The sequence below is a fragment of the Brevundimonas sp. DC300-4 genome (assembly GCF_049897365.1).
In the GTDB taxonomy this organism is placed as follows: Bacteria; Pseudomonadota; Alphaproteobacteria; order Caulobacterales; family Caulobacteraceae; genus Brevundimonas.
On the sequence record NZ_JAFCWC010000012.1, the window covers coordinates 16,208 to 41,096 of the forward strand.

At 69.5% G+C, this 24,889-nt stretch carries 24 protein-coding genes and 1 pseudogene; 12 read left to right on the plus strand and 13 right to left on the minus strand.

All coding sequences use genetic code 11. The features are described from left to right. Positions 1-57: 57 nt before the first annotated feature. The 3 genes from ACP7AZ_RS15185 to ACP7AZ_RS15195 all read left to right on the plus strand — a co-directional run bounded on the left by ACP7AZ_RS15185 (position 58) and on the right by ACP7AZ_RS15195 (position 2,329). Positions 58-1,488: an amidase gene (locus ACP7AZ_RS15185; protein WP_426039524.1), complete on the plus strand. Its 1,431-nt coding sequence runs from the start codon at positions 58-60 to the stop codon at positions 1,486-1,488. A 68-nt stretch (positions 1,489-1,556) separates the two neighbouring features. After that, positions 1,557-2,051: a low affinity iron permease family protein gene (locus ACP7AZ_RS15190; RefSeq protein ID WP_426039476.1), complete on the plus strand. Its 495-nt coding sequence runs from the start codon at positions 1,557-1,559 to the stop codon at positions 2,049-2,051. Further along, complete coding sequence (locus ACP7AZ_RS15195) at positions 2,048-2,329, plus strand: SemiSWEET family sugar transporter (protein WP_426039477.1); 282 nt, start codon at positions 2,048-2,050, stop codon at positions 2,327-2,329. The genes ACP7AZ_RS15190 and ACP7AZ_RS15195 overlap by 4 nt, the downstream gene beginning before the upstream one ends. Here ACP7AZ_RS15195 and ACP7AZ_RS15200 read toward each other — a convergent pair. After that, positions 2,326-3,693, minus strand: a complete 1,368-nt coding sequence (locus ACP7AZ_RS15200; RefSeq protein ID WP_426039478.1) for a pectate lyase family protein — start codon at positions 3,691-3,693, stop codon at positions 2,326-2,328. The genes ACP7AZ_RS15195 and ACP7AZ_RS15200 overlap by 4 nt on opposite strands. 146 nt (positions 3,694-3,839) lie before the next feature. Here ACP7AZ_RS15200 and ACP7AZ_RS15205 point away from each other — a divergent pair, with 146 nt between their 5' ends. Next, the gene (locus ACP7AZ_RS15205; RefSeq protein ID WP_426039479.1) at positions 3,840-6,836 is read left to right on the plus strand and encodes a TonB-dependent receptor; all 2,997 of its coding nucleotides are present in this window, start codon (positions 3,840-3,842) and stop codon (positions 6,834-6,836) included. A gap of 142 nt (positions 6,837-6,978) precedes the next feature. Here ACP7AZ_RS15205 and ACP7AZ_RS15210 read toward each other — a convergent pair whose 3' ends face one another. Both ACP7AZ_RS15210 and ACP7AZ_RS15215 read right to left on the minus strand, forming a co-directional pair. Further along, complete coding sequence (locus ACP7AZ_RS15210; protein ID WP_426039480.1) at positions 6,979-7,788, minus strand: general secretion pathway protein GspK; 810 nt, start codon at positions 7,786-7,788, stop codon at positions 6,979-6,981. 26 nt (positions 7,789-7,814) lie between these two features. After that, the gene (locus ACP7AZ_RS15215) at positions 7,815-8,522 is read right to left on the minus strand and encodes a prepilin-type N-terminal cleavage/methylation domain-containing protein (RefSeq protein ID WP_426039481.1); all 708 of its coding nucleotides are present in this window, start codon (positions 8,520-8,522) and stop codon (positions 7,815-7,817) included. Here ACP7AZ_RS15215 and ACP7AZ_RS15220 point away from each other — a divergent pair. Further along, a complete protein-coding gene (locus ACP7AZ_RS15220; protein WP_426039482.1) occupies positions 8,468-9,226 on the plus strand; it encodes a hypothetical protein in 759 nt (252 codons plus the stop codon). The genes ACP7AZ_RS15215 and ACP7AZ_RS15220 overlap by 55 nt on opposite strands. A gap of 163 nt (positions 9,227-9,389) precedes the next feature. On the opposite strand, the gene ACP7AZ_RS15225 is transcribed toward ACP7AZ_RS15220, so the two are convergent. The 4 genes from ACP7AZ_RS15225 to gspL are packed head-to-tail and all read right to left on the minus strand — an operon-like array spanning position 9,390 to position 13,706. Further along, positions 9,390-10,613, minus strand: a complete 1,224-nt coding sequence (locus ACP7AZ_RS15225; RefSeq protein WP_426039483.1) for a type II secretion system F family protein — start codon at positions 10,611-10,613, stop codon at positions 9,390-9,392. Next, the gene (gene gspE / locus ACP7AZ_RS15230; protein ID WP_426039484.1) at positions 10,613-12,112 is read right to left on the minus strand and encodes a type II secretion system ATPase GspE; all 1,500 of its coding nucleotides are present in this window, start codon (positions 12,110-12,112) and stop codon (positions 10,613-10,615) included. Before gspE ends, ACP7AZ_RS15225 begins: the two co-directional genes overlap by 1 nt. Next, positions 12,109-12,576 (minus strand): type II secretion system protein GspM, encoded by a 468-nt coding sequence (gene gspM, locus ACP7AZ_RS15235; RefSeq protein WP_426039485.1) that lies wholly within the window; start codon positions 12,574-12,576, stop codon positions 12,109-12,111. Before gspM ends, gspE begins: the two co-directional genes overlap by 4 nt. Continuing rightward, positions 12,573-13,706 carry a type II secretion system protein GspL gene (gene gspL / locus ACP7AZ_RS15240; protein WP_426039486.1) on the minus strand — a complete coding sequence of 378 codons (1,134 nt, stop codon included), beginning with the start codon at positions 13,704-13,706 and terminating at the stop codon, positions 12,573-12,575. The genes gspM and gspL overlap by 4 nt, the downstream gene beginning before the upstream one ends. Positions 13,707-13,807: 101 nt before the next feature. On the opposite strand from gspL, the gene gspG reads away from it, so the two are divergent. From gspG to gspD, 5 genes are read left to right on the plus strand one after another with little or no spacing between them, the layout of a single operon-like run. After that, positions 13,808-14,272 (plus strand): type II secretion system major pseudopilin GspG, encoded by a 465-nt coding sequence (gspG, locus tag ACP7AZ_RS15245; protein ID WP_426039487.1) that lies wholly within the window; start codon positions 13,808-13,810, stop codon positions 14,270-14,272. Further along, the gene (locus ACP7AZ_RS15250; RefSeq protein WP_426039488.1) at positions 14,272-14,754 is read left to right on the plus strand and encodes a prepilin-type N-terminal cleavage/methylation domain-containing protein; all 483 of its coding nucleotides are present in this window, start codon (positions 14,272-14,274) and stop codon (positions 14,752-14,754) included. The genes gspG and ACP7AZ_RS15250 overlap by 1 nt, the downstream gene beginning before the upstream one ends. Then, positions 14,751-15,110: a type II secretion system minor pseudopilin GspI gene (gene gspI, locus ACP7AZ_RS15255; RefSeq protein ID WP_426039489.1), complete on the plus strand. Its 360-nt coding sequence runs from the start codon at positions 14,751-14,753 to the stop codon at positions 15,108-15,110. Before ACP7AZ_RS15250 ends, gspI begins: the two co-directional genes overlap by 4 nt. Beyond that, positions 15,107-16,009 (plus strand): type II secretion system protein N, encoded by a 903-nt coding sequence (locus tag ACP7AZ_RS15260; RefSeq protein WP_426039490.1) that lies wholly within the window; start codon positions 15,107-15,109, stop codon positions 16,007-16,009. The genes gspI and ACP7AZ_RS15260 overlap by 4 nt, the downstream gene beginning before the upstream one ends. 9 nt (positions 16,010-16,018) lie before the next feature. Continuing rightward, positions 16,019-18,067: a type II secretion system secretin GspD gene (gspD, locus tag ACP7AZ_RS15265; RefSeq protein ID WP_426039491.1), complete on the plus strand. Its 2,049-nt coding sequence runs from the start codon at positions 16,019-16,021 to the stop codon at positions 18,065-18,067. Between the two features lie 45 nt (positions 18,068-18,112). Here the strand turns inward: gspD and ACP7AZ_RS15270 are convergent, their stop codons facing one another. Then, positions 18,113-18,817 carry a hypothetical protein gene (locus tag ACP7AZ_RS15270; RefSeq protein ID WP_426039492.1) on the minus strand — a complete coding sequence of 235 codons (705 nt, stop codon included), beginning with the start codon at positions 18,815-18,817 and terminating at the stop codon, positions 18,113-18,115. Between the two features lie 116 nt (positions 18,818-18,933). Between ACP7AZ_RS15270 and mntR the strand changes: the two are divergent. Beyond that, positions 18,934-19,371 (plus strand): annotated as a pseudogene (gene mntR / locus ACP7AZ_RS15275) (manganese-binding transcriptional regulator MntR); the annotation flags it as partial. Positions 19,372-19,450: 79 nt separating this feature from the next. Then, positions 19,451-20,845 carry an Nramp family divalent metal transporter gene (locus ACP7AZ_RS15280; protein ID WP_426039493.1) on the plus strand — a complete coding sequence of 465 codons (1,395 nt, stop codon included), beginning with the start codon at positions 19,451-19,453 and terminating at the stop codon, positions 20,843-20,845. On the opposite strand, the gene ACP7AZ_RS15285 is transcribed toward ACP7AZ_RS15280, so the two are convergent. The 5 genes from ACP7AZ_RS15285 to ACP7AZ_RS15305 form a co-directional block, all read right to left on the minus strand. Then, positions 20,838-21,101, minus strand: a complete 264-nt coding sequence (locus ACP7AZ_RS15285; RefSeq protein ID WP_426039494.1) for a hypothetical protein — start codon at positions 21,099-21,101, stop codon at positions 20,838-20,840. The two genes, ACP7AZ_RS15280 and ACP7AZ_RS15285, sit on opposite strands and share 8 nt — an antisense overlap. Beyond that, positions 21,098-21,574, minus strand: a complete 477-nt coding sequence (locus ACP7AZ_RS15290; RefSeq protein ID WP_426039495.1) for a hypothetical protein — start codon at positions 21,572-21,574, stop codon at positions 21,098-21,100. The genes ACP7AZ_RS15285 and ACP7AZ_RS15290 overlap by 4 nt, the downstream gene beginning before the upstream one ends. Before the next feature lie 52 nt (positions 21,575-21,626). Then, positions 21,627-22,967 (minus strand): sulfite reductase subunit alpha, encoded by a 1,341-nt coding sequence (locus ACP7AZ_RS15295; RefSeq protein ID WP_426039496.1) that lies wholly within the window; start codon positions 22,965-22,967, stop codon positions 21,627-21,629. Then, positions 22,964-23,950: an FAD:protein FMN transferase gene (locus ACP7AZ_RS15300; RefSeq protein ID WP_426039497.1), complete on the minus strand. Its 987-nt coding sequence runs from the start codon at positions 23,948-23,950 to the stop codon at positions 22,964-22,966. Before ACP7AZ_RS15300 ends, ACP7AZ_RS15295 begins: the two co-directional genes overlap by 4 nt. A gap of 86 nt (positions 23,951-24,036) precedes the next feature. Beyond that, entirely contained in the window at positions 24,037-24,879 is an 843-nt protein-coding gene (locus ACP7AZ_RS15305) for a DUF4198 domain-containing protein (RefSeq protein ID WP_426039498.1), read from the minus strand. Positions 24,880-24,889: the final 10 nt, after the last annotated feature.

Here is a 24,889-nt window from a genome sequence, read left to right on the forward strand (position 1 = left end):
ACCGTGGCCGCCCTGATCGCGGACCCGACGCTGGCCCCGGGGGCCCTGAGAGCCTCGATGGCGCTGATCGCCTCGACAGGGGTCGGGTCGGATCAGCCGATCAACGCGGTGATCGCGGTCAGTGATCTCGATGGGATGGAGCCGGGCGTGTTCGCGCCGGGCCCCCTGTCCGGCGTGCCGATCCTGCTCAAGGACAATATCGAGACGGCCGACATGCCGACGACCGCTGGGTCGATGGCGCTGCTCGACAACGCGCCGGGGCGGGACGCGCCTCTGGTCGCGCGGCTGAGAGCGGCGGGCGCGGTCATCCTGGGCAAGACCAACCTGTCGGAATGGGCCAACATCCGCTCGTCGGCCTCGGTGTCCGGTTGGAGCGCGGTGGGCGGCCTGACCCGCAATCCGCATGCGCTGGACCGCAACACCTGCGGCTCGTCCTCGGGCTCCGGCGCGGCGGTGGCGGCAGGACTGGCCCCCGCGGCCATCGGGACGGAGACGGACGGGTCGATCGTCTGCCCGGCCGCAATCAACGGCATCGTCGGCTTCAAGCCTACAGTCGGGATGGTGTCACGCACGCACATCGTGCCGATCAGCCATTCGCAGGACACGGCCGGGCCGATGACACGCACCGTCGAGGACGCGGCCATCCTGTTGTCGGTCATCGCCGGCAGCGACCCCGCCGATCCGGCGACGGCCGAGGCGGATGCGAGGAAGACCGACTTCCGGGCGGCTCTCGACGCCGGTTCGCTGCGCGGGACGCGGATCGGGGTGGCGCGGTTCCTGACCGGCTATTCGCCCGGCACGGACGTGGTGTTCGAACAGACGCTGCAGGCCTTGCGCGATGCCGGAGCCGTGCTGATCGACATCGCCGACGGGCCGGACATGGACGCCATCGGCGAGGCCGAGACGACCGTGCTGCACTATGAACTCAAGGCCGACCTGAACGCCTATCTGGCTTCAACCGACCCGGAGCAGGTGCGCACCCGGACCCTGGCCGACGTCATCGCCTTCAACATCGCGACGCCGCGCGAGATGGCCCTGTTCGGGCAGGAAACCTTCATCAAGGCCGAGGCGACGCGGGGGCTGGACGATCCGGAATACATCGCGGCGCGCGAGACCTCGCTGAGGCTGGCGGGAGTCGAGGGGATCGACCGGCTGCTGAGCCGGAACGCGGTTGTGGCCCTGGTCGCTCCGACGGTGGGACCCGCTTGGTCGATCGATGTAGTCAACGGCGATCACTATCTAGGGGCGGCGTCGACGCTGCCCGCAGTCGCCGGCTATCCGCATCTGACCGTGCCGATGGGGTTCGTGCAGGGCCTGCCGGTGGGCCTGAGCTTCATCGGGGCCAGGTGGGACGATGCGCGCATCCTGTCGCTCGGCTACGCCTTCGAGCAGGCGACCCATGCCTTCCGGCCCGCTGTCATGCGTCGATCCATCGACGACCTGGGGGACGTGGCCTCGGTGCTGGCGCCGGTGGTGGCGCAGCCCTGATCGTCTCGACGCGTTGAATCCGATAGCCGATCTAGGAACCTGACCCCGGGCGGTGCAGTTTGTCCGCCATGGAAAAGCTGTTCGTTCGTTTCGCCACCCTGACCGCCAAGGTGGCGGGCAAGCCCTGGACCTTCATCGGATGCCTGATGATCGTCGTCATTTGGGCGGTGACGGGGCCAGTGTTCAAGTTCAGCGAGACCTGGCAGCTGGTGATCAACACCGGCACGACCATCATCACCTTCCTGATGGTCTTCCTGATCCAGAACACCCAGAATCGCGACGGCGCCGCGATGCAGGCGAAGCTGGACGAGCTGGTCTATGCGGTGAAGAAGGCCGACGCGCGGTTCATCGGCATCGAACACCTGACCGAACGGGAGCTCGACAAGATCCTGGAGGAGGTCGAGAAGCGCGGGCGGGAAGTCCATGCGGGCAAGCCGGCGCGGGCCATTAAGGGCAAGCCTGCGGTTCGGGCCGAAGACGTGGAGGCGGTCCAGCCGAGGGCCGCGACGCCGGCCGCCGAGCGCAAGCCCGCTGCCCAATCACGCGCCAGGGTCAAGGCGTGAGCGACCTGATCGCCAATGTGTTCGGCACGGCGGCGGCGGCCTGTTCGATCGTTAGTTTCGCGCCGCAGATGATCAAGATCTGGAAGACGCGGGACGCCTCGTCGGTGTCGCTGAAGACCTATTCCCTGACGGTGATCTGTTTCGTGCTGTGGGTCGTCTACGGGGTGCTGAGCGGAGCCTGGCCGATCATTGTCGCCAACGCGGCGGCGCTGGTGATGGCGAGCGGGGTGCTGATCATGAAGTGGCGGTTCCGGGACGGAACTCCCGACAAGACCTAGCCGGCCAGGCTGTTCAGCCAGTCTTCCAGATTGGTGTAGCCGTCGCCGTCGCGGTCGGCCGCGCCGTCGGGCGACGCTGGATCGAGCCCGTTGGCGGTCTCCCACATGTCGGGCATGCCGTCGGCGTCGGTGTCGATCCAGGGCGTTCCGGGGGCGAGATCGGGCCAGCCGCCGACCTCCGTCTGGCTGTTGATGATCCGGCCCGTGCCGTCCACTACGCTGACGAGGATGCGCGCGTCCACGGCATCCCGGGCATGGGCGGCGCCGGCCCCGGCCAGCACCGACGCGAAGGCCTGATCCGCTGTTTCGGTCGCGCCCATGGCCCAGTCGGGCAGGGCGGTCAGACGATAGCCGGGCGTGTCGTCGCCCGTGACCGGCGCCCAGGGATCGGCCGGCGCGACGCCGTCGACGCTGTTGCCCTCGAACCATGCGCGGGCGGCGGAAGACTCTTCCTCGAAGATCACCGCGCCGGTGGAGTCCGGGCCGCGCCTGTAGGCGTTGCCGGCGAAAACGTAGGTCGAGACCGTCGCCGGATCCTTGTCGGAGTTGTAGCCGGCGTGACCCTGGCCCCAGTCGTAGAAGACGTTGTTGCTGAACTCGAACCTGGGCCCGACCGGATCGCTATCGGGCGTCAGATAGTTGCCGGGGCGCGGCATTCTGGCGCGGTGGGCGGCCCACAGGTTGTGGTGGAAGGTGAAGCGCGCGCCGCGATTGCCGCGCACCAGCGACCCATAACCGTGGTCGCCTTTTGAATGGGCCGACAGGTTCAGGCTCTCGGCGATGATCGACCACTGGACGGTGACGGCGTCGATGACCCGGTCGCGGCTGCCGATCGACAGGGTCTCGTCCACAGACCATGAGGCGGAGACATGGTCCAGGATGATGCGTTCGCCGCGATCGATGGTGACCGCGTCGGTCTCCACCCCGTCCTCGTCGCCGAGCCGTGACCGGATGTAGCGGACGACCACATCGTCGGCCGAGATCAGCAGCGGCTGGCCGCGCAGGGTGATCCCGCCGCCGGGCGCGGTCTGGCCGGCAATCGTGATCCGTGGTTCGCGGATGCGGAGCGGGGTCGCCAGTCGGATCGTGCCGCCGATGTCGAAGACGACCGTGCGCGGGCCCTCTGTCTCGACCGCGGCGCGCAGGCTGCCGGGACCCGAATCGTTCAGGTTGGTGACGCGGAGCACCGCTCCGCCGCGTCCGCCGACGGCCTCACGACCCGCACCGAGTGCGCCGGGAAAGGCCACGACCACGGTCGCAGCGGCCTGCGCAGGCGCCGCGGCCGTGGCGCAGCCAGCGGCTGTGGCGAGAATGCCAGCCGCCACGCTTGCCTGAGCGAGACGGGTTGCAAGATGGGTCTTCATCGGGTTAGGCTCGCTATTGATACCGGTGTCAGGCGCTTGTCGTCTGCAAATGATACCGGTGTCAAACGGTCACGGGGAAGGCTCCGGTCCGACGATAACAGATCGGCAGGAAGCCGGCGTCATGACATTCCTTGGGAGGAGGCACTATGTATCAGTATCGTCAGGGGCGCCCGTGCGCGCTCCGTCAGGGGCTTGTTGCCGGCGTGTCCGGCCTGGCCATCGCGCTGACCCTGGGGGTCGCGTCGGCATCCGCCCAGACCGCACCCGCGCAGGATGACGAAGAGACCCAGGTCGACGAAATCGTCGTCACCGGGTTCAGGGCCTCGCTGGATGCGGCGCTCAGCATCAAGCGTCGCGAGGCGGGCGTGGTGGACGCCATCGTCGCCGAGGATATCGCCGACTTCCCTGACCTGAACCTGGCCGAGGCCGTTCAGCGCATCCCGGGTGTCTCGATCGACCGTGACGCCGGCGAAGGCCGTTCGATCACGGTTCGCGGCCTGTCGTCGGACTTCACCCGCACCCGCATCAATGGCATGGAAGCCCAGGCCACCACGGGCGGCACGGACTCCTCGGGCGGCGCCAACCGCGGCCGCGGATTCGACTTCAACGTCTTCGCCTCCGAGCTGTTCAACTCGATCACCGTGCGCAAGACGGCCGCCGCCGAGACCGAAGAAGGCTCCCTGGGCGCGACCATCGACCTGCAGGCCACGCGCCCGTTCGACTACGACGGCTTCACTCTCGCGGCTTCGGTCCAGGGCGGCTACAACGACCTGTCGGAAACGACCAACCCGCGCGGCGCCCTGCTGCTATCCAACACCTGGAACGAAGGCATGTTCGGCGCCCTGGTGTCGGTCGCCTATTCCGAACGCGACCTGTGGGAAGAGGGCTTCAGCTCCGTCCGCTGGGCTCCGGCCGCGGCGCCGGGTTCGACCAACTCGGGCGGCTTCTGCTCGCCGATCGGCGTGCCGACCCAGAACCCGGCGAACAGCACCGCCAACGGCACCACGGCCACGACCTGCGCCACCGGCGTGAACCGTCCGGCCGGCACCGCCGAGAACATCGCCGCCTACAACACCGCCAACCAGGCCGGCGTCTTCGTCCCGCGCCTGCCGCGCTACGGTCGCCTGACCCACCACCAGGAGCGTCTGGGCGTCACCGGCGCTTTCCAGTTCAAGCCCGATGACGACACGGTCATGAGCCTGGACATCCTGTATTCGAAGCTGGACGCGACGCGTCAGGAAGACTTCCTCGAATCCCTATCGTTCAGCCGCAACGCGGCCGCCGGCGGCCAGACCCAGATCGCCGTGCGTCAGGCGGCGGTCGAGAACAATGCCCTGGTCTATGGCGTCTTCGACAACGTCGATGTCCGGTCCGAGCAGCGCTATGACGAGCTGTCGACCGAGTTCACCCAGGTCAACTTCACCATCGACCGTCAGTTCACCGACACCCTGCGCGGCAAGTTCTACATCGGCCGCGCCCAGTCGGAGTTCTCCAACCCTATCCAGACGACGGTCACCCTCGATCGCCAGAACGTCCAGGGCTACTCCTTCGACTTCCGCAACAACCCGAACACCCCGGTCATCAACTACGGCTTCGACGTCGCCAATCCGGCCAACTGGGCCTGGCGCGACGTCAGCCTGGGCACCACCCTGGCTGCCCTGCCGCGTTCGGAAATCCGTCTGCGTCCGAACGGCGTGGACACAACCTTCGAAGCGGTTTCGGGCGATGTCGCCTGGGACGTCAATGACTGGCTGACCCTGAAGGCCGGCCTGAACGGCAAGACCTATCTGTCCGATTCCTACGAGTTCCGTCGGACGGACGAGACGGTCGTTCCGACCCTGCCGGCCGGCGCCACGATCGCCAGCATCACCAACCTGCTGACCGGCTTCGGGACCAACCTGATCCCCGGGGGCACGGCCTCGTCGTGGGTTCGTCCGAACCTCGACGCCGTCGCCAGCCTGTTCAACATCTACTGCAACTGCAACACGGGCGTGGCGGGCGGGGACTTCACCCTGACCAGCATCACCAACGGCAACGCTCGTGGCGGCAACCGCACGATTGAGGAGAATGACTTCGCCTACTACGTCCAGGCGGACTTCAACACCGATCTCGGCGGGATGCCCTTCCGCGGCAACGTCGGCGTGCGCAAGGCCTATACCGAGCTGATCGCCGAGGGTTACTCCTCGACCGGCGGCGGCTCCCGAGTTCGCGGCACGAACAAGTACGACGACCTCCTGCCGTCGCTGAACCTCGCCATCGAGCCGATGGAGGACCTGATCGTCCGCTTCGGCGCCGCCAAGGTCATGGCGCGTCCGCAGATCGGCAACAGCCTGGCCGGGACCAACTATCTGGTGCCGACCACCTCGTTGGCGGCGACGGGCCCGAACTTCACGGCCAGCATCGGCAACGTGAACCTGGAACCGTTCCGCGCCAAGACCTACGACTTCACCGTCGAATGGTATTTCGCCCCGGAAAGCCTGCTGTCCTTCGCCTATTTCTACAAGGACATCGACACCTACATTCAGATCATCCGTCAGGACCTGCCGTACACGGCCCTGACCGGTCTGAACCCGTCGGCGTTCGATCCCAGCCTGTGCACCGCCGCCTGCTCCGGCTCGACCGTCTTCCAGCTGACCTCCGCGGTGAACACCGAGGGGGGGCCGCTGAAGGGCTTCGAGATCAGCTACCAGCAGCCCTTCCGCTTCCTGCCGGGCTTCCTGGAGAACACGGGCGTCCAGCTGAACTACACCCACGTCGAATCCGAGATCGACTACTGCAACGATGCACTGTGCACGGCCTTCGTGACCAACGACCTGATCAACCTGTCGCCCGAAGCCTGGAACGGCACCCTCTACTACGAGGACGACCGGTTCTCGGCGCGGGTCTCGGCCTCCTACCGCCAGCAGTATCTGCAGAACGTCCCGGGCCGGAACGGCAACCTGATCGAGGGCAAGAACGAGACCCTCAACTGGGATGTCTCGTCCTCCTTCAACCTGACCGAACAGGTCAGCCTGACCTTCGAAGGTCTGAACCTGACAGACGAAGAGAACCACCAGTACGTCGGCGATGGCAGCCGTCAGTCGACGTCGGTCTACCACCACACGGGCCGCCAGTTCTATTTCGGCGCGCGGTACCGCTTCTAGGGATCGTTCACTCCTGAACGGGAACTGGGCCGGGGAGGGGAAACCTTCTCCGGCCTTTTCTTTGATGGGGCGGGAATGGAAATCGGCGCGCCGGTGACGGCCGGTCGGCGCGAGGGCTTGGCGGCGAAGGCCAGGGCTGACCTCAGCCCGCTGTGCGGCGCCGCCCGGTGACCACGACATCGACCGCGCGGCCGCGGCGGATACGCGCGATGCGGCTGTCGAGCGCCTGGGTCACGTCGCCGACCGTGACGGTGGTGATGACGCGGTAGTGGTTCGAGGTGAAGCCGGTCCCGGGCAGGGACGGGGCGCCTTCGGTCGAGAGATCGGCGGGGTTCAGCAGGCCATTGCGGGCCCGGACCGCCAGTAGCTTGCCGGCGACCTCGGGGTCTTTCGTCATCAGGGTCAAGAGGGGCAGGCCAACGGTGTTCAGGTTGATGGTCGCGTCCTCGGGAAGGATGACGACATAGGGGGCCAGTCGGTCGAGGTCGCCGCGCGGGACTCCAGCGGCGACGAGCAGACTGTCGTCGGTCAGGGGGCCGGCGACGCGGACGACCGAGGCGATGCGAATCAGGGACGACGAGTCGAGGTTGAGCGAGGCCCCAATGGCCTGGAACAGGGCGATGGGGGCGGCTTCGCCGGACTGCATGGCGTTAAGGTTGAAGCGGGACTGCTCATCCTCGATGGCCAGGGCGAAACGGCCGCCGGGAACGGCGATGGCCTGCTGGCCCAACTGCGCCCAGGGTTCTGAAAGGTTATCCGTCCCGGCGGCGACCAGGGCGTCACGGCGCAGGGTGGTGATGGCCGACAGTTCGCCCGCGCGGGCGTAGGCGCTGGCCTGCGCGGCGTCGCGCAGGCGGGTGGAGCGCTGGACCTCGATGTCCTGGGTCGAGACCATGATCAGGACCGCGACGCTGGCGACGGCCAGGACCAGCAGGACGTTGAGAAGGATCATACCCTCGCGTCGGGTCAACTTCAGCCTCATGGCGCAACGGCCGGGGGCGCCGGCTCCATCAGCGGGATGGAGGCGACCCGACGCAGGGTGGCGGTCGGCTGGCCATCGACACCGGTCAGGGTGATGTCGAGCGCCACCGCGGTGACGCCTTCGTCAGGCGCAGGGCCGCTCGAGAGGGGGCTGCCGTCGGGACCGGTCAGGGGCAGGGTGGGCTGCTGCGGTTGGGGCCAGGCGTCGAGCCAGTCGCCGCGACGGCGGTGGAAGGTCCAGCGCAGGGAAGAGACCTGGGTCAGCAGGGTCTGAACCCGCTCGCCGTCCGCGCCGGTGATCGTGCGGGTCAGGGCGTCGCCGTTGAGGTCGTAGCGGACATTGACGATGCCGCCGGTGATGTCCGCCTTCTGCAACGACAGGGACGATACGCCGCCGCCTAGCGAGCCGGTGATCTGGTCGAGGTCGGAGGAGACGACCAGCATGGCGCGCTGGATCTCCGCCATCCGGCTGAGGCGGGTGTCCGTCGCGTCCTGGGTGCGCAGGACGCTGTTCAGCAGGGTGAAGCCGGCCACGCCGATGAGGGCGAACAGGGCCATGGCGATCAGCACCTCGATCAGGGTGAAACCTTTGCGACGGCGCTTCGCTTCCCACTGGCGCGTGGTATCGACGGGCGAACGGAGAGACGCCCATGCTGAAGGTCTGGAGAACGCGAGAGGGCGAAGGCGGCCGGGCTGCAGGCGCATTTCAGTTCGAGCGGCTGACGGTGAAGGTGACGCGCTGGCGCGTGGTGCTGGGCGGCGTCGCGGTCGGGGCGTATGCGCTCGGCCTGATCGCCATGGCGCCGTCCGAGATCATCGTCGCCCGGTCCTCCAACGGAGAGCGGCAGGCGGTCGGGACGGTCTGGGCCGGAGAGCGGGCGCTGCCGGGCGGGTTCGGGGCGCGATGGGCAGTGATGCCCTTCTCCTCGATCCTGCATCTGTCGGGGGCGCTGCGGCTGGGTCTGCGCGGGCCGGACACGGCGGCGACGGCGCAGGTTCTGGCGCGGCCGGGGCGAGTTCTGGTGCGCGACCTGGGGGGGACGGCGTCGATGCGGTTGATCAATGCGGCAGCGCCGGGCCTGCCGTTCGCCTGTTCGTCGGTGATGCGGTTTGACGTGTCGCGGCTGTCGCTCAAGGGGAGGCCGGAAGGGGCGGGGACGATACCGGTCTCGCCCGGCGATTGCGCGCCCTCCGGCGGCGGGGCGGCGACCCCTCTGCCGGCGCTGAACGGGACGGTCTCGGCGGACGGTGCGGCGACCACGGTCGTGTTCGCGCGGGCGGATACGGCCGCCGAGGTCATGAAGGCGCGGGTGCAGGTGGACGGCGGGCTGACGGCCTCCATCGAGCCGGGCGGCGTCGGCCTGATCCCCGGCGTCGGGGCACCGGTGTCGATCGAGACGTCGCTGTAGGGTCTCGAAACCCTCCGTATCTCTTTCCGTGCACCCCGGCGAAGGCCGGGGTCCAGATCACAGACCGGAACGGCCGGGATCGCGCACCTGATTTGCTGATCCACGGAGGGTGTCCGCCATCTGGACCCCGGCCTTCGCCGGGGTGCAGGGTGGAGGAGGATAGTCACAGGCCGGCGAGGTTGTTGAGGTTCACGATCGGCATGAGGATGGCCAGCACCATCAACAGAACGATCCCGCCCATCACCAGGAGCACGCCCGGCTCCACCAGGGAGACGAGGGCCTGGACGAGGCTGTCGAGCTCCTGCTCCAGATCCTGGGCCGCGCGTTCGAGGCCGTGGCCGAGCTTGCCCGACTGTTCGCCGGCCGCGACGATGGCCAGCAGCAGGGGCGGGAAGATCTCGGCCTCGGCCATGGCGCGGCGCAGGGACGAGCCTTCGCGCACCCGGGCGGCGACGAGAATGGCGCGTTCGCGGGCAAAGCGGTTGGGGGTGACGGCGGCGGACGCCTGAAGCGCCTCGACCAAGGGTACGTCGGAGCGGACGAGCGTGGCCAGAGATCCCGCGAACCGGGCCGCGTTCAGGTGCTGGACAAAGCCGGCGAAGGGCGGGGTCTTCAACAGGAACTCGGCGAAGCGGCGGGCATTGGCGGGTATGGCCAGCCAGCGGTTCCAGGCGATCCCGGCGATGACGAGCGCGATCAGGACATAGACGCCGAAGGTCTGGACGAAGGCCGAGAGCGCGATCAGGGCCCGTGTCAGGAAGGGCAGTTCGGCGCCGCGCGAGACGAACACCTTCACGATGTCGGGCACGACATAGATCATCATCAGGGTGATCATCAGCAGGGACACTCCCGCCAACAGCGCCGGATAGAGCAGGGCCAGCTGGACCTTGCGGCGCGCCTTCTCCTGATTGCCGACGAATTCGGTCAGGTGGGCCAGGACGGTCGACAGCTTGCCCGACTGCTCGCCGGCGGCGATCGAGGCGCGGTAGAATTCGGGGAAGACCTTGGGGTGGCGGGCCAGGGCCGAGGCGAAACTGCGACCCTCAAGGATGGCGGAGCGGACGTCGGTCAGGACCACGCCTATGGGCTGGCCCTCGGTCTGCTGGGCGGCGATGCGCAGCGCCTCCTCAATGCGGATATCCGATCCGATCAGGGTCGAGAGCTGGCGGGTAACGGCCGACAGGGTCTTGGAACTGATGCCCTGCTGGAAGATGACGATGCCCTTGGACAGGTCGGTCTTGCGGCGCTCGCCGGCCAGGGCGACGGCGGTGGGGAGCAGGCCCCGATCGCGGACCAGCTGGCGCGCGCCGACGTCGGAGGCGGCCTCGATGGTCCCCTTGTGCGGCCTGCCCTCGGCATCGACAGCCTGGAAGGCGAAGACGGGCATCAGACGTCTTCCCGGACCACGCGGGCGACTTCCTGCACGGAGGTCTCGCCGGCCAGGGCCTTGGCGGCGCCGTCCTCCAGAAGGCCCGGGCCGCGCTGGCGGGCGAGGCGGATCAGGTCGGCCTCGGCGACGCCGTCATGGATGGCCTGCTGCATCTCGCCGTCGATCTCAATGACCTCATAGACACCGAGCCGGCCCTTGTAGCCCTCGCCCCGGCACTCGGGGCAGCCGACGGGGCGGAAGATGCGGGCTCCGAGAGGGACCGCGCCGCCGGTCATCTCTGAGTCGGCCGTCGTCGCCTCGGCGGGTGACTTGCAGTGGGGGCAGAGGCGGCGGACCAGTCGCTGGGCGATCAGGCCCGACAGCATGGGGGCCAGCAGATAGCGTTCGACTCCCATGTCGATCAGCCGGGTGACGCTGCCGACTGCCGTATTGGTGTGCAGGGTCGACAGCATCAGGTGGCCGGTCATGGAGGCGCGGACGGCGACCTCGGCCGTCTCGTGATCGCGGATCTCGCCGACCATGATCACGTCGGGGTCCTGACGCAGGATGGCGCGCAGGCCGCGGGCGAAGGTCAGGTCTATGCGGGCGTTGACCTGCATCTGGCCGATGCCGTCCAGCGCGTATTCGATCGGGTCCTCGACCGTCATGATGTTGCGGCGACGGTCGTTGAGGCGCGTCAGGGCGGAATAGAGGGTGGTGGTCTTGCCCGAGCCGGTCGGGCCGGTGACCAGGATGACACCGTGCGGACGGGTGATCATCCGCTCGAAGGTCTCGAGGTCGCGGTCGCTCATGCCCAGTTGGGCCAGGTCCAGCGACGTCGAGCCGCGGTCGAGCAGGCGCAGGACTACGCGCTCGCCGTGCTGGGACGGAATGGTCGAGACGCGGACGTCAACGTCGAGACCGCCGATGCGCAGTGTCACGCGACCGTCGTGGGGGACGCGTTTCTCGGCGATGTCCAGCCGGGCCATGACCTTGATGCGACTGACCAGCAGCGGGGCGAGGGCGCGGGCGGGCTGCAACACTTCGCGCAGGACGCCGTCGATGCGAAAGCGGACGACGAGTCGCTTTTCCTCGGCCTCGATATGGATGTCGGAGGCGCCGTCGCGGATGGCCTGGAGCAGCAGGGCGTTGATCAGGCGCACCACCGGCGCGTCGTCGCGGCTGTCGAGCAGGTCGTCGACGGCGGCGGCGTCCTCGGCCAGGGCGGCGAGGTCGTCCTCGGACGCGGCGTAGTCGGCGGCGGGCGCGGCCTCGCCTCCGGTCTGTTCGCGCAGGATCGCGTCGAAGCGGTCGTCGTCCACGGCCTCGAAGGCAATGTCGGCGCCGTTGACGCGTCTGACCTCCAGCAGGGTCTCGAGCGTGGCGCTGCGGCGGTGCAGGCAGACGGGGGGGGCGTCCCCCTCTCCTGACGGCCGCAGGATCATGGCCCCCCGCCGGCGGGCGAAGCCATAGGCGAGGCTGGCGGTCGGGGCCGCAGTGTCTTCGGCGAGGCTCATGGTTGAAGTACGCGCAGGGTGACGTCCACGACGCCTTCGGAGGCGCCGCGCCGGATGTTGACGCTGGACAGTGTCGCGCCCGAGGCTTCCAGGGTCGCCAGCCAGGGAATGACGGCGTCGTAGCGGGCGCCGGTCACGCTGACCTCCGCCGAGCTGTCGTCGCCGGTGATCGTGGGGACGATGCCGAACGTCGCAGCCTGGGTCGGGATGGCGGTCTGCAGCGGGCCGGACAGGGAGGCGGTCGGGGCGACGATGCCGCCGGCGGTGCGGACATCGACCATGACCTGCTCATAGGCGGCGATCCGGCCGATGGCCGTGGCGCGGGCGTCGAGCAGGGGGCGCAGGATGGCCAACCAGACGATGGCGATGACGATCAGGCCGCCGAGGAAGGCGATCATCGCCTGTTCGCGACGCGAACGCGACGCCATCCAGGCGGCGGCGTTGTCGAGGGCGGGGGACCTCATCCGGCGCCTCCCGGCGTGATCTGTATGGTGGCGTTGAGGCCGTTGGTCGCCTGGGTGGCGTCGACGGCCGCGGGGGCTCCGGTCGCGGTCAGGCCCGAGGCGTTCAGGGCGGCGATCGCCCGATCCAGTGTCTCGGCGTCCGAGACGGCGACGCCGAGGTCGAGCGAACCGGGCGCATAGACGGCGGAGTTGAAGGCCACGGCGCCCGCGCCCGGCATGGCGCCCGAGGTCTGGGCCAGCAGCCGGGTGAAGGGGCGGGCGCCGCCGCCTGCGGAGGGCAGGACGCGGCCGGCGGCGGCGATCAGATCTTCGTCGGCCGCGATCTGCGGAGCGACGGACTGGAGCAGGGAGCGGGTCTCTGCCTCCTTCTTCTCCGCCATGCTGTGCAGCAGCAGGGTGTCTATGCCGAGGATGCCGATGTGGGCCAGGACGCCGATTCCGGCGACCAGGGCGAGGGTCCGGGCAGCGCTCGGCCCGCCGGAGCGGATCGCGGCCCAGGGGCCCTGACGCAGGTCGAGCGGCGGCAGGACGGCGACCGTCTCTCCCATCGACCCGAGCAGGGCGGCCTCGTGCTCGACGCCGTCGGCCAGGGCCTCGGGCAGGGGATCGCCGATGGTCTGGAGGCGGGGCTTGCCGGCGGCGGTCCAGGCCGCGTCGATGGCCGAAAGCGGCAGGGCGAATCCGGCACCGTTGTCGGTGCGGACCAGGGCGCGATCCGCCTCTGCCTTGACCACCCAGGCGCCCGGCGACGGCATCGGCAGGGTCAGGGCGTCGGGCAGCATGATCGCCGCCTCGAGCTCGGCCTCGGCCAGCATCGCGATCCACGACTGCATGCGTGTGTGGCGCACGACCCCGGCGATGTGGCGGCGCGGGGCGACCTCCATGCCGAGGGCGAAATGCAGGGTGGCCAGGGGCTCGCCGACGGCATCCTCCAGCGCATAGGCGAGGTTGGTGACGCGCTGGGCGCGAGTCGGGAAGGGCAGGTCGACCGTCAGGGTCAGGACGTCTTCCGAAGGGACCAGAACCGTCGTCGGACCGGCATAGGACCGGTCGACTGCTATGATTCTGTCATCGACGATGCGCCATAAGCCTCGGCTCGGAAGGTTCGAACGGGCGGGTCGACCGAGCATTGGCGGAACTCAATAGAATGGCGTGGTCGGAGGCGTTGACCCGGTCTATAGCAGCGAAAACAAGCCTGTCGCCACTGGCTAAGCCGTCGAGAAAAAGTGTCATGGTTACTTTGTCCAAGCGTCACAAGCTTGACCGTCGTCTTGATGGGCGGCGTGCGGGTCTGACTCTGGTCGAGATGATCGTGGTGCTGGCCATCATCGCCGTGGTCGCCGTGCTGATCGTGCCCAATGTCATCGGCCGCCCTGACGAGGCGCGGGTGACGGTGGCCAAGACCGACCTGAAGACCGTCGCGACCGCTCTGCGCATGTATCGCCTCGACAACGGCGACTATCCGACGACGCAGCAGGGGCTGGAGGCGCTGGCGTCCCGTCCGACCACGCCGCCGGAGCCGCGCGCCTATCCGGCCGAACCCTATCTGACCGAGGTCCCGACCGATCCCTGGGGCAAGCCCTATGTCTATCGCAGCCCGGGCACGGGCGGCGCCTACGACCTGCTGTCCTATGGCAAGGACGGCGAGGAGGGCGGCGAGAAGCTCGACGCCGACCTGAACGAACGCACGCGCTGATGAGCCGTGTCGGGGGACACAGTCTGAAGCGACGCTCCGGGATGACCCTGGTCGAGATCCTCGTGGTGGTGGCCATCGTCGGGGTCATGGCGGGCGTCGTCACCCTGGGCGTCGGCGCGGCCGATCGCGGGATGGGTGTCGAGACCGAGGCCAACCGTCTGGCGGACCGGTTGAGGCTGGCGGCCGACGATGTGCTGGTGACGCGCCGACCCCTGTCGCTGGCCTTTGACGGCGAGGGTTATGGCTTCGTGCGCGGCGACGCGGGCACGACCGGCGTGGTCGATGCCCTGGCCGGGCGGCATGCGCTGCCGGCGGGCGTCCGGATGGTCGGGCTGGGCGTAGCTTCGCCCGTGTCGATCGACCCCGACGGCGCCCAGCCGGTCGCGGCCTTCGGCCTGGCCAAGGGAGACCGCCGCTGGCGTGTGACCTTCGACGGACTGAACGCCGTGGCCGAACCGGTGAGCGACGAGGCGCCGGCATGAAGCACGGCTATTCCCTGATGGAGGCGCTGGTCGCCCTGTTCATCCTCGCCATCGCCACGGTGGGGTTGACGCGCGCGACCCAGGCCCATGTCGACGGGGTGCGCGGGCTGGAGCAGAGGGTGGTGGCCCAGTGGGTCGCCGAGAACCGGCTGGTCGAACTGAATCTCGAAGGCCCGATGCAGACGGCGGACGTGTCGGTGGTCCGCATGATGGATCGCGACTGGGACGTGCGGGTCGCACGGCGGAATACGGACGATCCCGATCTGGTCGCCGTGGATGTCGCGGTGTCTCCGGCGGGGTCAGGGAACGAGGCTGTGCGGCTGTCGGGCTTCGTTGACCGGGGAGCGACGGCATGACCCCGGAACGCAGGGACGAATTCGCGCTGAGGGTCGTCAGCGTCTTGATCGTGGGATCGCTGGCTCTGGCTCTGGCGGGGCTCACCTGGCGGCTGACCGGCTGGGACGACGGACGCGACGAGGTCGCGGTGGCTGAAAGCCTCGCTCCTTTGGGCGGCGCCGCAGCGCCGGGCGCCGATGCGGATGTGGCGCGGATCGTGTCGCTGGCGCCGTTCGGCGGGGCTACGGCGCCCGGCGGATTGCCGGCCTCCACCCTGGGTCTGGTGCTGAAAGGCATCCTGATGGCCTATCCGTCCAGCGCTTCGACGGCCCTGATCGCGATCGGCGAAGGCCCGGCAGCCATCTATGGCATCGGCCAGACGCCGGTCGGCGACGCGGTGATCGAAACCATCGAGGTGGACCATGTCATTCTGTCCTCCGGCGGCGCGCGCCAGCGGCTAGACTTCCCCGAGCCGGTCGCGATCGATCCGGCCACTGTGTCCAGCGCGACGCCGGGCGCGGGGATCACCGTGATGCCGGTCCAGCCGCCGCAATCGCCAGCAGCGGCGGCGGCCCTGGCGATGTCCTCGCCCGTGGCCAGTGCGGCGGCGGCGGCGGCGGCCTCGCAGCTGGCGCCGCGCGTCGCGGACGCGGGACCCACGCCGAGTGTCGCCGCTGCCGCCGGCGCGGCAGGCGTGACAGCGACGGCGTCCGGCTATCGTATCGGCCCAAATCCCTCACCCGAGCTGCGTCGCTTCGGCCTGCAGCCCGGCGATGTGATCGAGACGTTGAACGGCCAGGCGGTCGGCGATGCGGGCTCGGATCAGCAGCTTTTCGAACGCGCCCGGTCCGCCGGACAGGCGCGCGTGGTGGTCGTCCGTAACGGACGCCGTCTCACCCTCAACTTTCCCCTTCGCTAGGAGCCCGGCGTGACGAAGTTTCTCCGCCTGACCACCACCAGCGTGCTGGCCCTCAGCCTCGCCGCCGGCCCGGTCGGGACCGCCTCCATGGCCCAGACCGTGGCCCCCGCGCCCGTCGCCATGCAGGACGTTGTCATCAACATGCGCGGCGCCGACATCAAGGATGTCGCCGAACAGGTCAGCCGCATCACCGGCCGCACCCTGGTGCTGGACCCGCAGGTGCAGGGCCAGGTCAACGTCGTCTCGGCCGAGCCGCTGAGCCGCAATGGCGTGTGGGAGCTGTTCCTTTCGGTGCTGCGGACCTCGGGTTTCGCGGCCGTGCGCAGCGGCAATCTCTGGCGCGTCGTGCCCCAGGCGACCGTGGTCCAGAGCGGGGCGTCGGAGACCGGGGCCGCCAGCTCCAACCAGCAGATCGTGACCCGTCTGGTCCGCCTGCGGAATCTGCCGTCGGATCAGGCCGTGCGCGCCCTGCGGCCGCTGGTGTCGTCCTTCGGCGCCATCGAGGCCCTGACCGAACCAAACGCTGTCGTCGTCACCGACTACGCCGAGAACATCCGCCGGGTGCAGCAGCTGGCCGCGACCCTTGATCAGGGCGGCGGGACCTCGTTCGACAGCATCGCCCTGCGCCACGCCTCCGCGACCGAGGTGGCGGCCTCGGTCAGCGCCTTGCTGGGCTCTGACGCCGGCGGGCCGCGCGTGACGGCCGACGAGCGCTCCAACGTCCTGTTGATCCGGGGCGACGAGGCCGACCTGGCCCAGGCCCGATCGATCGTCGCGGCGCTCGACACCCCGGGCGGGGCGACGCCGGTCACGCGGGTCGTGCGTCTGAGGAACTCCGACGCCGAGTCGATCACCGAGATCGTGCGCGGCCTTCTGGGCGGCGAGCCGTCGGCGAACAATCTGGTGGCGCGGTCGCTGCGGGGCAATACCGGACTGGCCAGCCTCAGCGCCTCCAACCGGGACACGGCGGCCATGGCGGCCAGCGCCTTGACATCGGGCGATGGCGCGGCGGCTTCGTTGCCCGCATCCGGGTCGCCGGCCCGTGCCGACGGCTTCACCCTGGAAGGCGTGACGGTGCAGGCCTCGCCCGAGTTGAACGCCGTGGTCATGCGCGGTCCGCCCGCGACGGTGGACATGCTTGAGGATGTCATCAGCCAGCTCGACCTGCGACGCGCCCAGGTGAAGATCGAGGTCGCCATCGTCGAGATCACCGGCGAACTGGGCGAGCAGATCGGGGTACAGCTGGGCCTCGGCGGCGCGGTTCCGGACGATGGCGTCATCGGCGGCACGGGCTTCTCCAACGCGGGAACCGACCTGGGCACGGTGCTGACGGCGCTGGGCTATCCGGCCGGACGTCTGCTGGGCGCGGGCCTGTCGCTGGCGGCGGGGTCGGAGGGCGACTTCGGCCTGCTGCTGCAGGCCGTGGGCACCAACAATGCGGCGAACCTGCTCTCCTCCCCGAGCATCACGGTGCTGGACAACGAGGCGGCCGAGATCGTGGTTGGCCAGAATGTGCCATTCCGTACTGGCAGCTTCGCCACCGACGGCAACTCGACCAATCCCTTCACCACCATCAGCCGTGAGGACGTCGGCCTGACCCTGCGGGTCGTGCCGCGCGTGCATGAGGGCGGGGTGGTCCGGCTGGAAGTCAGCCAGGAGATTTCCTCGCTGGTGCCGACGGCGATCATCGGGGCGGCGGATCTGGTCACCAACCGGCGCAGCCTTCAGACCTCGGCCCTGGCCGATGACGGGGAGACGATCGTGCTGGGCGGCCTGGTCACCGACGACCGTCAGACCGCAAATAGCCGGGTTCCGGGCCTGGGGAGTTTGCCGCTGATCGGCGCGGCCTTCCGCTCGCGGCGTGACAGCCAGACGCGGCGGACCCTGTTCATCTTCCTCAAGCCGACGATCCTGCGCGACAGCGCCTCGGTCGCGCAGGATGCGCAGGACGCCTACGACCGGCTGCGGCGCTCGGAGCCGGTGCGGCTCGATCCGACGCGGCCGGAACCGATTGCGCGCGACCCCCGGCTTCAGCCAGAGGTGGACGAGGTTTTCTAGACCGCCCCACTCCGTCCGTCCCCGCGAAGGCGGGGATGGACGGGATTAGTGGCCGTTTCGGCGCGGCGCGAACCGCGGAATGATCAGATCAGGATCGGCCTCGGCGCCCTCGGGCGGGCGAGAGACAGGCTGGCGTTGGTCGGTCAGACGCAGCAGGGGCGCCGCGATACGTCCCCGCGCCTCCGCCCGGCGATAGACAGTCTGGCCGCCGAACAGGGCGGCGCCGCCCGCCAGGGCTCCGCCGAAGAAGATCAAGAGGGCGGTGAAGGCCCCGTCCCACCAGCGGTCCTTGCCATAGACTGCGGTCGGCGCGGTGGCTGAAGGCGCCGGGACCGGCGGGCGCGCTGTCGTCGGCTCGGCCAGGGTCATCAGCACGCCGCCTCGCGCCAGCATCATCGGCACATTGGCGCGCGGGATGACGGCGTAGGCGCCGGCGCCCGTGCGCATCAGGGCGATGTCCTGATCCAGCAGGGCGGTCCCGAAATCCTTCAGAAGGGCCTCCCCGGTGTACCAGCCGTCGGCGCGGAAGGTGACGAGGCCGTCGACCGCCGGATCGATGGTCAGGTCCCAGGCGAGGGCTCCGCCCACCACGTCCTCGGCGGCCTCGGCGACGGGCGTGTCGGTGAAGCTGAAGACATAGAACTGCACCGGCTCCGCGGCAGCCGGGATCGGCGGTGCGGCGGGCGCCTGGGCGAGCGCCGGGGCGGCGACCAGCATCAGGGCCAGAAGGGCGGGGCGGAACAGACGCATCGGAGGCCTCGATACCATGCCGACCTCATGCGGACCTAGGACGACAGGACGATGAAATCGCTCGCCGCCTGGTCTAGGGTGGTCGCGCACAGACCGCCCGTGCGTTTCAGGAGACCGATGTGGTCCAGGTTCCCGGCGCCGCCCGACGCGCCGCCGCCTTTCGCCGAATGCGTGACGCCCGCTCCAGCGAGGTGGCGGAGGACTATGTCGAACTGGTCGGCGACCTGATTTCGGAAACCGGCTCGGCGCGGCTGACCGACCTGGCCGATTGCCTCGGCGTCGCGCCGGCGACGGCGGCCAAGGCCCTGCAGCGGCTGCAGCGGGACGGGCTGGTGGAAACCAAACCCTATCGCTCCATCGCCCTGACCCCGGCGGGCGAGACGATGGCGGCGGCGTCGCGTGAACGGCACCGGATCGTGCACGAATTCCTGATCGCGCTCGGCGTCACGGGAGAGACCGCCGAGGCCGATGCGGAGGGCATAGAGCACCACGTCAGCCCCGAGACCTTGACCCTGTTCGAAAGCCTGACCAGGCGCCTGCGCGACGGGGGCTGATTTCCCTCGCATCCGGTGACGATTTGTCGCGTATATAGATTCAGCCGAGGCTGAATTCTTGCCGGACAGGGAGATATCGATGGTCGTTCCAGGCGCCGCTGACCACAACCGCTCCCTGCCGGAGGCCCATCGCAGCATCCCGGTGTGGACCGAAGGCAGTGTGGCGCGGCCCTGGTGGCGGCGGATGCTGGCCTTCTCCGGCCCCGGCTTCCTGGTTGCGGTCGGCTATATGGATCCCGGCAACTGGGGCACCGATCTCGCGGGCGGCAGCCAGTTCGGATACGCCCTGCTGTGGGTCATCCTGGCCTCCAACCTGATGGCCATCTTCCTGCAGGTCCTGTGCGCTCGGCTGGGGCTGGTCAGGGGCCAGGACCTCGCCCAGGCCTGCCGGGATACCTACTCAAAGCCGACGTCGATCGCACTGTGGCTGTTGTGCGAGATCGCCATCATCGCCTGCGACCTGGCCGAGCTGGTCGGGGCGGCGGTGGCGCTTAACCTGCTGTTCGGCATCCCGCTGATGTGGGGCGTGCTGATTACCGGCTTCGACGTGCTGATCCTGCTGATGCTGATCAATTTCGGCTTCCGCTGGCTGGAGGCCATCGTCATCGCCCTGGTCACGACCATCGGCGCCTGTTTCGCCTGGTCGATCTTCCTCGCTCAACCCGACTGGGCCGCAGCGGCGCACGGAGCCCTCCTTCCCAGCCTGCCGGGCGGAGGCGCGCTGTTGATCTCGCTGGGCATCCTCGGCGCGACGGTCATGCCGCATAACCTCTATCTGCATTCGTCGATCGTACAGACGCGGGCGCACGGCCGGGGGATCGCCGACCTGAAGGCGGCCATCGGGCACAATACGGTCGACACGATCGTGGCCCTGGGCGCCGCCTTCTTCGTCAACGCAGCGATTCTGGTGCTGGCGGCGGCGGTGTTCTGGAAGGCTGGGGTCGAAGTCGACGACCTGCGCCAGGCGCACGAACTGCTGAAACCCGCCCTGGGCGGAGCGGCGGCCACGGCCTTCGCGGTCGCCCTGCTGTGCTCGGGCCAGTCCTCGACGATTACAGGGACCCTGGCCGGTCAGATCGTGATGGAGGGCTTCCTCAGGATCCGCATCAAACCGTGGATCCGGCGGCTGGTCACCCGGAGTATCGCGATCGTTCCGGCCCTGGTGATCGTCTCGGCCACTGGTGGGCGGGACACGGTCCAGCTGCTGGTCATCAGCCAGGTCGTGCTGTCGATGCAGCTGCCGTTCGCGATCTTCCCCCTGATGATGCTGACGTCGGACAAGGCGAGGATGGGCCAGTTCGCGAACGGGCGCTTGGTGCAGGTTGTTGGCTATTCGATCTGCGCAGTCATCGCCGCGCTGAACGTCTATCTGCTGTGGAGCGTGATCGGGCCGGTGTGGCTGGGTCTGTTGGCGGCTTTGATGATCAGCTTCGCGGTCTGGGTGCGGCTCGGCTACCGCGCGCCCGCTATTTAAGGAAGGTGTCGGGCCGCACCGCGCCGGTGCCGAGGTCGATGCGCATGCGGAGCCCCTGGAAGCTGTCAGCGATCAGCACGCCGTCTTCCAGCCGCATGGCGACGAAGGCGTCCTGGGCGTCGCCTTTGGGCGGATGGGCGATCCAGCGACGGCGGCCGGTCGCATGCAGACAGACGATGGAACCGCGCTCGCCTTCGGGCGCGGACAGGCCGTGGAGGATCAGGCGGTCGCCATCGGGCAGATCGATGCTGGTCACGGCCGCGCGGGGGGCAGGGGGATGGGATCGGAGAAGCTCTCGGCCGGGATCAGCTCTAGCAGTTGAACCTGCGATCCGCCGCCGGGCTGGTCGAAGGCGGGGGCGGCGATTCCGACCTTCATCAGGGTGCCCGCGGGGACAGTGACGACGGAGTAGAACTCCGCAGTGTTGGCGGGCGGCAGGGCCATGGCCTCGCGCACGCCTTGCGAAGACGTCGGCTGAACGGGCGACAGCCAGGCCCCGAGGCGGTTCGCGCCACCCCCGTACGCCCGGTAGAAAGTCAGGACGCGATCGGTGCGGACCTCCTCGACCGGTCCGACCCAGGCCTCGACGAGGACGGCCGGAGCGGGGGCGGCATAGGTCGTGGGTGCTGCGACGGTGGAACAGCCCGCGAGGCCCAGTGTCAGGGCGGCCATAAGCATCATGACGGGCGTCAGCAGCCAGTCGCGCGTCGCCGCCCTGAAGTTCGTCATCGTCGTCTCCCCGATTCCCGCGGCGAGGCTACACCCGGGCCTGCCTGAGCGCCTAGTAGACGTCGCGACGGTATCGGCCGGTCTCGACGAGGTCGCGCAGGGCGTCGGCGCCGAGGACGGTTTCGAGCGCCGTGGTCACGCCTCCGGCCATGCCTTCGAGGCTGCCGCAGACGTAGATGGCGGCGCCGCGTGCGACCCAGTCGCGGACGGAACCGGCTTCAGCCTCGATCACCGCCTGGACATAGCGGCCGTCGCCGGGATCGCGCGAGAAGGTGCGATCGAGACGGGTCAGGGTTCCTTCAGCCAGCCAGCGCCGCAGTTCCGCGTCGTGGAAACTGTCATGGGCCGCCGTGCGCTCGCCGAACATCAGCCAGGCGCCGGCGTTCACCTTCTGGGCAGCGCGAGCTTTCAAGTGCGAGCGGAGGCCGGCGATGCCCGTGCCGTTGCCGATCAGGATCATCGGAGTCGCCGCCTCCGGGCCGTGGAAGGCGCGGTTGGCGCGGATGCGCATCGGCGCGATCTCGCCGACTTCCAGCGTCTCGGTCAGCCACCCCGACGCGAGGCCGGGCGTTCCGTCGGGCCGGCGCATCAAACGGATCAGGAACTCGGCGCGGCCGTCGGCGGGCAGGGAGGCGACGGAGTATTCGCGGTGGGCCAGGCCGCCCTCCGGCGAGGGGGCGCCGACCTCGGCGATGTCGCCGGCGACCCATTGCAGGGCGCCGTCGACGGGCTCGAACGCCAGATGCCAGGCGCCCTCGCCGGGGCTGCCGGGGTTCAGCAGGCGGCGCTCAGCCAGGCGCCAGTCGGCATAGGCGGGCGGGGCCCAGTCGGGGGCGGCGACCGAGCCGGTCAGGCGGCTGAGTTCGCCCTGCCAGTGGCGGACGGCGGCGGCGTCGCCGTTGTCGACCTCGACCGCATCGAACAGGGATCGCGCGCCGGCCGACTTCAGCCAGCCGTCCAGCGCCCGACCGAAACCGCAGAACTCGACATAGGTCCGGTCGCCGAGAGCGAGGAGACCGTACTCCAGCCCTGCCAGGCGCGTTTGATCGGTCATGATCCGGCGGACGAAGCGGGAGGCGCTGTCGGGAGCGTCGCCCTCGCCGGTGGTCGAGGCGATGAACAGGACGCGGGCGGGGGCGATCAGGTCGGTCGGCTCGATGTCCGCGAACGACTTCACCCGGGCGGGGCGACCGGCGTCGGCGAAGGCCTTGCGGGTCATCTCGGCCAGTTCGTCGCCGAAGCCGGTCTGACTGGCGACGGCGATCAGGGTCGAGCCCGGCTGCGCGGCCGCCGTGGGCCTGGCGCGGACCCGCCGGATCTTCCAGCCGGTGAAGGCGAGCCAGGCGACGACGGTCAGGGCCGCCCAGATCCAGCGGATCGGGTCGTCGCTCACCCGGCTTCGTCCTCGTCCATCATGGCGACGAAGGCGGGGGTCAGGTGTTCGACGACGCCGTCGGCGGTGCGAACCACCATCTGGGCGGCGAGGCCGTAGGCCTCGGCCGTCGCAGGGCCTGCGTCGGGGCCGAGAACGGTCAGGGCGGTGGCCCAGGCGTCGGCGGTCATGGCGCTGGCGTGGAAGACGGTAACGGAGGTCACGCCGTTGTCGATCGGCCGGCCGGTGCGGCCGTCGATGGTGTGCGGATAGAGGCGGCCGTCGTGCTCGAAGGCGCGGCGCCAGTCGCCGGAGGTGGCGACCGCGATATCCACCAGCGCGGCGACGGTGCGGGCGGAGGGGGCGCCCGGCGGTTCCTCCAGACCGATCCACCACGGCTGGCCGTCCGGCTTCACGCCCTGGCCGCGCATCTCGCCGCCGATCTCGACGAGGTGGGAAGTCGCGCCGAGACGCGTCAGGGCTTCGGAGACCCGGTCCACCGCATGGCCCTTGGCGATGCCGGCGAAGTCCAGCCTCATGCCGCCGGGCTGCATGGCGCCGCGCGCATCGCGGTTCAGGCGCAGCTTCTGCCAGCCGCTGACGGCCAGGGCTGCGGCAACCTCGTCGTCCGACGGAAGGACGGTCCCGACGCGCGCTCCGGACGGGCCGAAACCCCATAGATCGACGAGCGCGCCAAGGGTCGGATCGACTGCGCCATCGGTGTCGTCGGCCAGGTTCATCGAGGCGTCGAGCACCGTCCAGAAGGTCTGGGACAGGGCCCAGATTCCGGCGGGCGCGGCATTGAAGCGGGAGATCTCGCTGGTCCGGTCCCACGGGCTGAAGGCGGCAATGATCGCATCCAGCTCGGTCCGGACGGCGACCATCAGCGCCGCGTCGTCGATCCCGGCCGGGGCGACGGCGCGGACCGACCAGGTCGTGCCCATGGTCTCGCCGCCCAGCCGCCGGACGTCGTCGCCTGGCGGTCTGGACGGCGGAGCGCCCATGGGCGGGATCAGGACGCGGGTCGCCGACCGGTCGTCCGCCTCGCGGAGATCGAGCGGCGGCGGGGTTCCGCGCGATCCGCGAAGGGTCAGGGGAGGACCTGCAGGACAGCAGTGTACTGGGCCGAGGCGACCGGCGGGCCGTTGCGGCCGCCGCCGGCCGGGGCCGCCGGGTCGCGCCACGAGGTGTTGACCCAGTACAGGCCGGCCTCGGGCCAGGCGATCGAGACCCGGCCCTCGGCGTCGGTCCTGGCCGTGATCTCGTCCGGGTTGTCGCGGTACTGCAGGCCGCCGCGCGCCACGACGACGTCGGCGTCGGCGTAGGGCCGGCCGTCCTTCAGGAACTGGAACACGCCCGCCTCGCCGGCGACCAGATCGTTCGGGTGGGTCACCGGGACCATCTCGATGCCGACGCCGCTCGGGGTGAAGACGGTGGTGGTCGGCTCGCCCAGGGTGACGAAGGTCTCCAGCCGGCTGGCGCTGAAGGCCGAGGCGACTTCGGTGGCGCCGGCCGGAACGTTGGCCGCCATCTCGGCTGCCGGACCCCGCCAGCGGCCCTGTTCGCCGTTCAGCGTCCAGGTCGCGGTCATGCCGGCCGAGGCGTTGGCGATCTTCCAGGTGCCGGGCTTGTTGACCTCGACGTCGAAGGTGGTGCGGTAGGCGCCCTGCATCAGGTTGGCGGCCGCGCCGGCCGAGCCGTCGGGCGCGGTGATCGACAGGCTCTGGGGCGACAGGCGCAGCGGGGCGTGGTCGGCGATGAAGACGCCGTTCGAGGCGCCGGCGTCGAACGAGACCCAGAAGGAGTCCCCCGACAGAACGGTGTGCGAGGGCATGAGCCAGCCCCGGTGGGCGGTGGCCGACATCGGTGCGGCGACGGCGGCCAGGACGGCCAGGGCGGCCAGGGCTTTCGTGGGCAGGATGAAGGTCTTCATGGCGACTGAT

Bases quoted from the DNA above. Each gene is read 5' to 3' on its own strand.
- ACP7AZ_RS15185 (WP_426039524.1), top strand. From the start codon at position 58: ATGGCGCTGATCGCCTCGACAGGGGTCGGGTCGGATCAGCCGATCAAC.
- ACP7AZ_RS15190 (WP_426039476.1), top strand. From the start codon at position 1,557: ATGGAAAAGCTGTTCGTTCGTTTCGCCACCCTGACCGCCAAGGTGGCG.
- ACP7AZ_RS15200 (WP_426039478.1), bottom strand. From the start codon at position 3,693: ATGAAGACCCATCTTGCAACCCGTCTCGCTCAGGCAAGCGTGGCGGCT.
- ACP7AZ_RS15205 (WP_426039479.1), top strand. From the start codon at position 3,840: ATGTATCAGTATCGTCAGGGGCGCCCGTGCGCGCTCCGTCAGGGGCTT.
- ACP7AZ_RS15210 (WP_426039480.1), bottom strand. From the start codon at position 7,788: ATGATCCTTCTCAACGTCCTGCTGGTCCTGGCCGTCGCCAGCGTCGCG.
- ACP7AZ_RS15220 (WP_426039482.1), top strand. From the start codon at position 8,468: ATGCTGAAGGTCTGGAGAACGCGAGAGGGCGAAGGCGGCCGGGCTGCA.
- ACP7AZ_RS15215 (WP_426039481.1), bottom strand. From the start codon at position 8,522: ATGCGCCTGCAGCCCGGCCGCCTTCGCCCTCTCGCGTTCTCCAGACCT.
- ACP7AZ_RS15225 (WP_426039483.1), bottom strand. From the start codon at position 10,613: ATGCCCGTCTTCGCCTTCCAGGCTGTCGATGCCGAGGGCAGGCCGCAC.
- gspE (WP_426039484.1), bottom strand. From the start codon at position 12,112: ATGAGCCTCGCCGAAGACACTGCGGCCCCGACCGCCAGCCTCGCCTAT.
- gspM (WP_426039485.1), bottom strand. From the start codon at position 12,576: ATGAGGTCCCCCGCCCTCGACAACGCCGCCGCCTGGATGGCGTCGCGT.
- gspL (WP_426039486.1), bottom strand. From the start codon at position 13,706: ATGCTCGGTCGACCCGCCCGTTCGAACCTTCCGAGCCGAGGCTTATGG.
- gspG (WP_426039487.1), top strand. From the start codon at position 13,808: ATGGTTACTTTGTCCAAGCGTCACAAGCTTGACCGTCGTCTTGATGGG.
- ACP7AZ_RS15250 (WP_426039488.1), top strand. From the start codon at position 14,272: ATGAGCCGTGTCGGGGGACACAGTCTGAAGCGACGCTCCGGGATGACC.
- gspI (WP_426039489.1), top strand. From the start codon at position 14,751: ATGAAGCACGGCTATTCCCTGATGGAGGCGCTGGTCGCCCTGTTCATC.
- ACP7AZ_RS15260 (WP_426039490.1), top strand. From the start codon at position 15,107: ATGACCCCGGAACGCAGGGACGAATTCGCGCTGAGGGTCGTCAGCGTC.
- ACP7AZ_RS15270 (WP_426039492.1), bottom strand. From the start codon at position 18,817: ATGCGTCTGTTCCGCCCCGCCCTTCTGGCCCTGATGCTGGTCGCCGCC.
- ACP7AZ_RS15280 (WP_426039493.1), top strand. From the start codon at position 19,451: ATGGTCGTTCCAGGCGCCGCTGACCACAACCGCTCCCTGCCGGAGGCC.
- ACP7AZ_RS15290 (WP_426039495.1), bottom strand. From the start codon at position 21,574: ATGACGAACTTCAGGGCGGCGACGCGCGACTGGCTGCTGACGCCCGTC.
- ACP7AZ_RS15300 (WP_426039497.1), bottom strand. From the start codon at position 23,950: ATGGGCGCTCCGCCGTCCAGACCGCCAGGCGACGACGTCCGGCGGCTG.
- ACP7AZ_RS15305 (WP_426039498.1), bottom strand. From the start codon at position 24,879: ATGAAGACCTTCATCCTGCCCACGAAAGCCCTGGCCGCCCTGGCCGTC.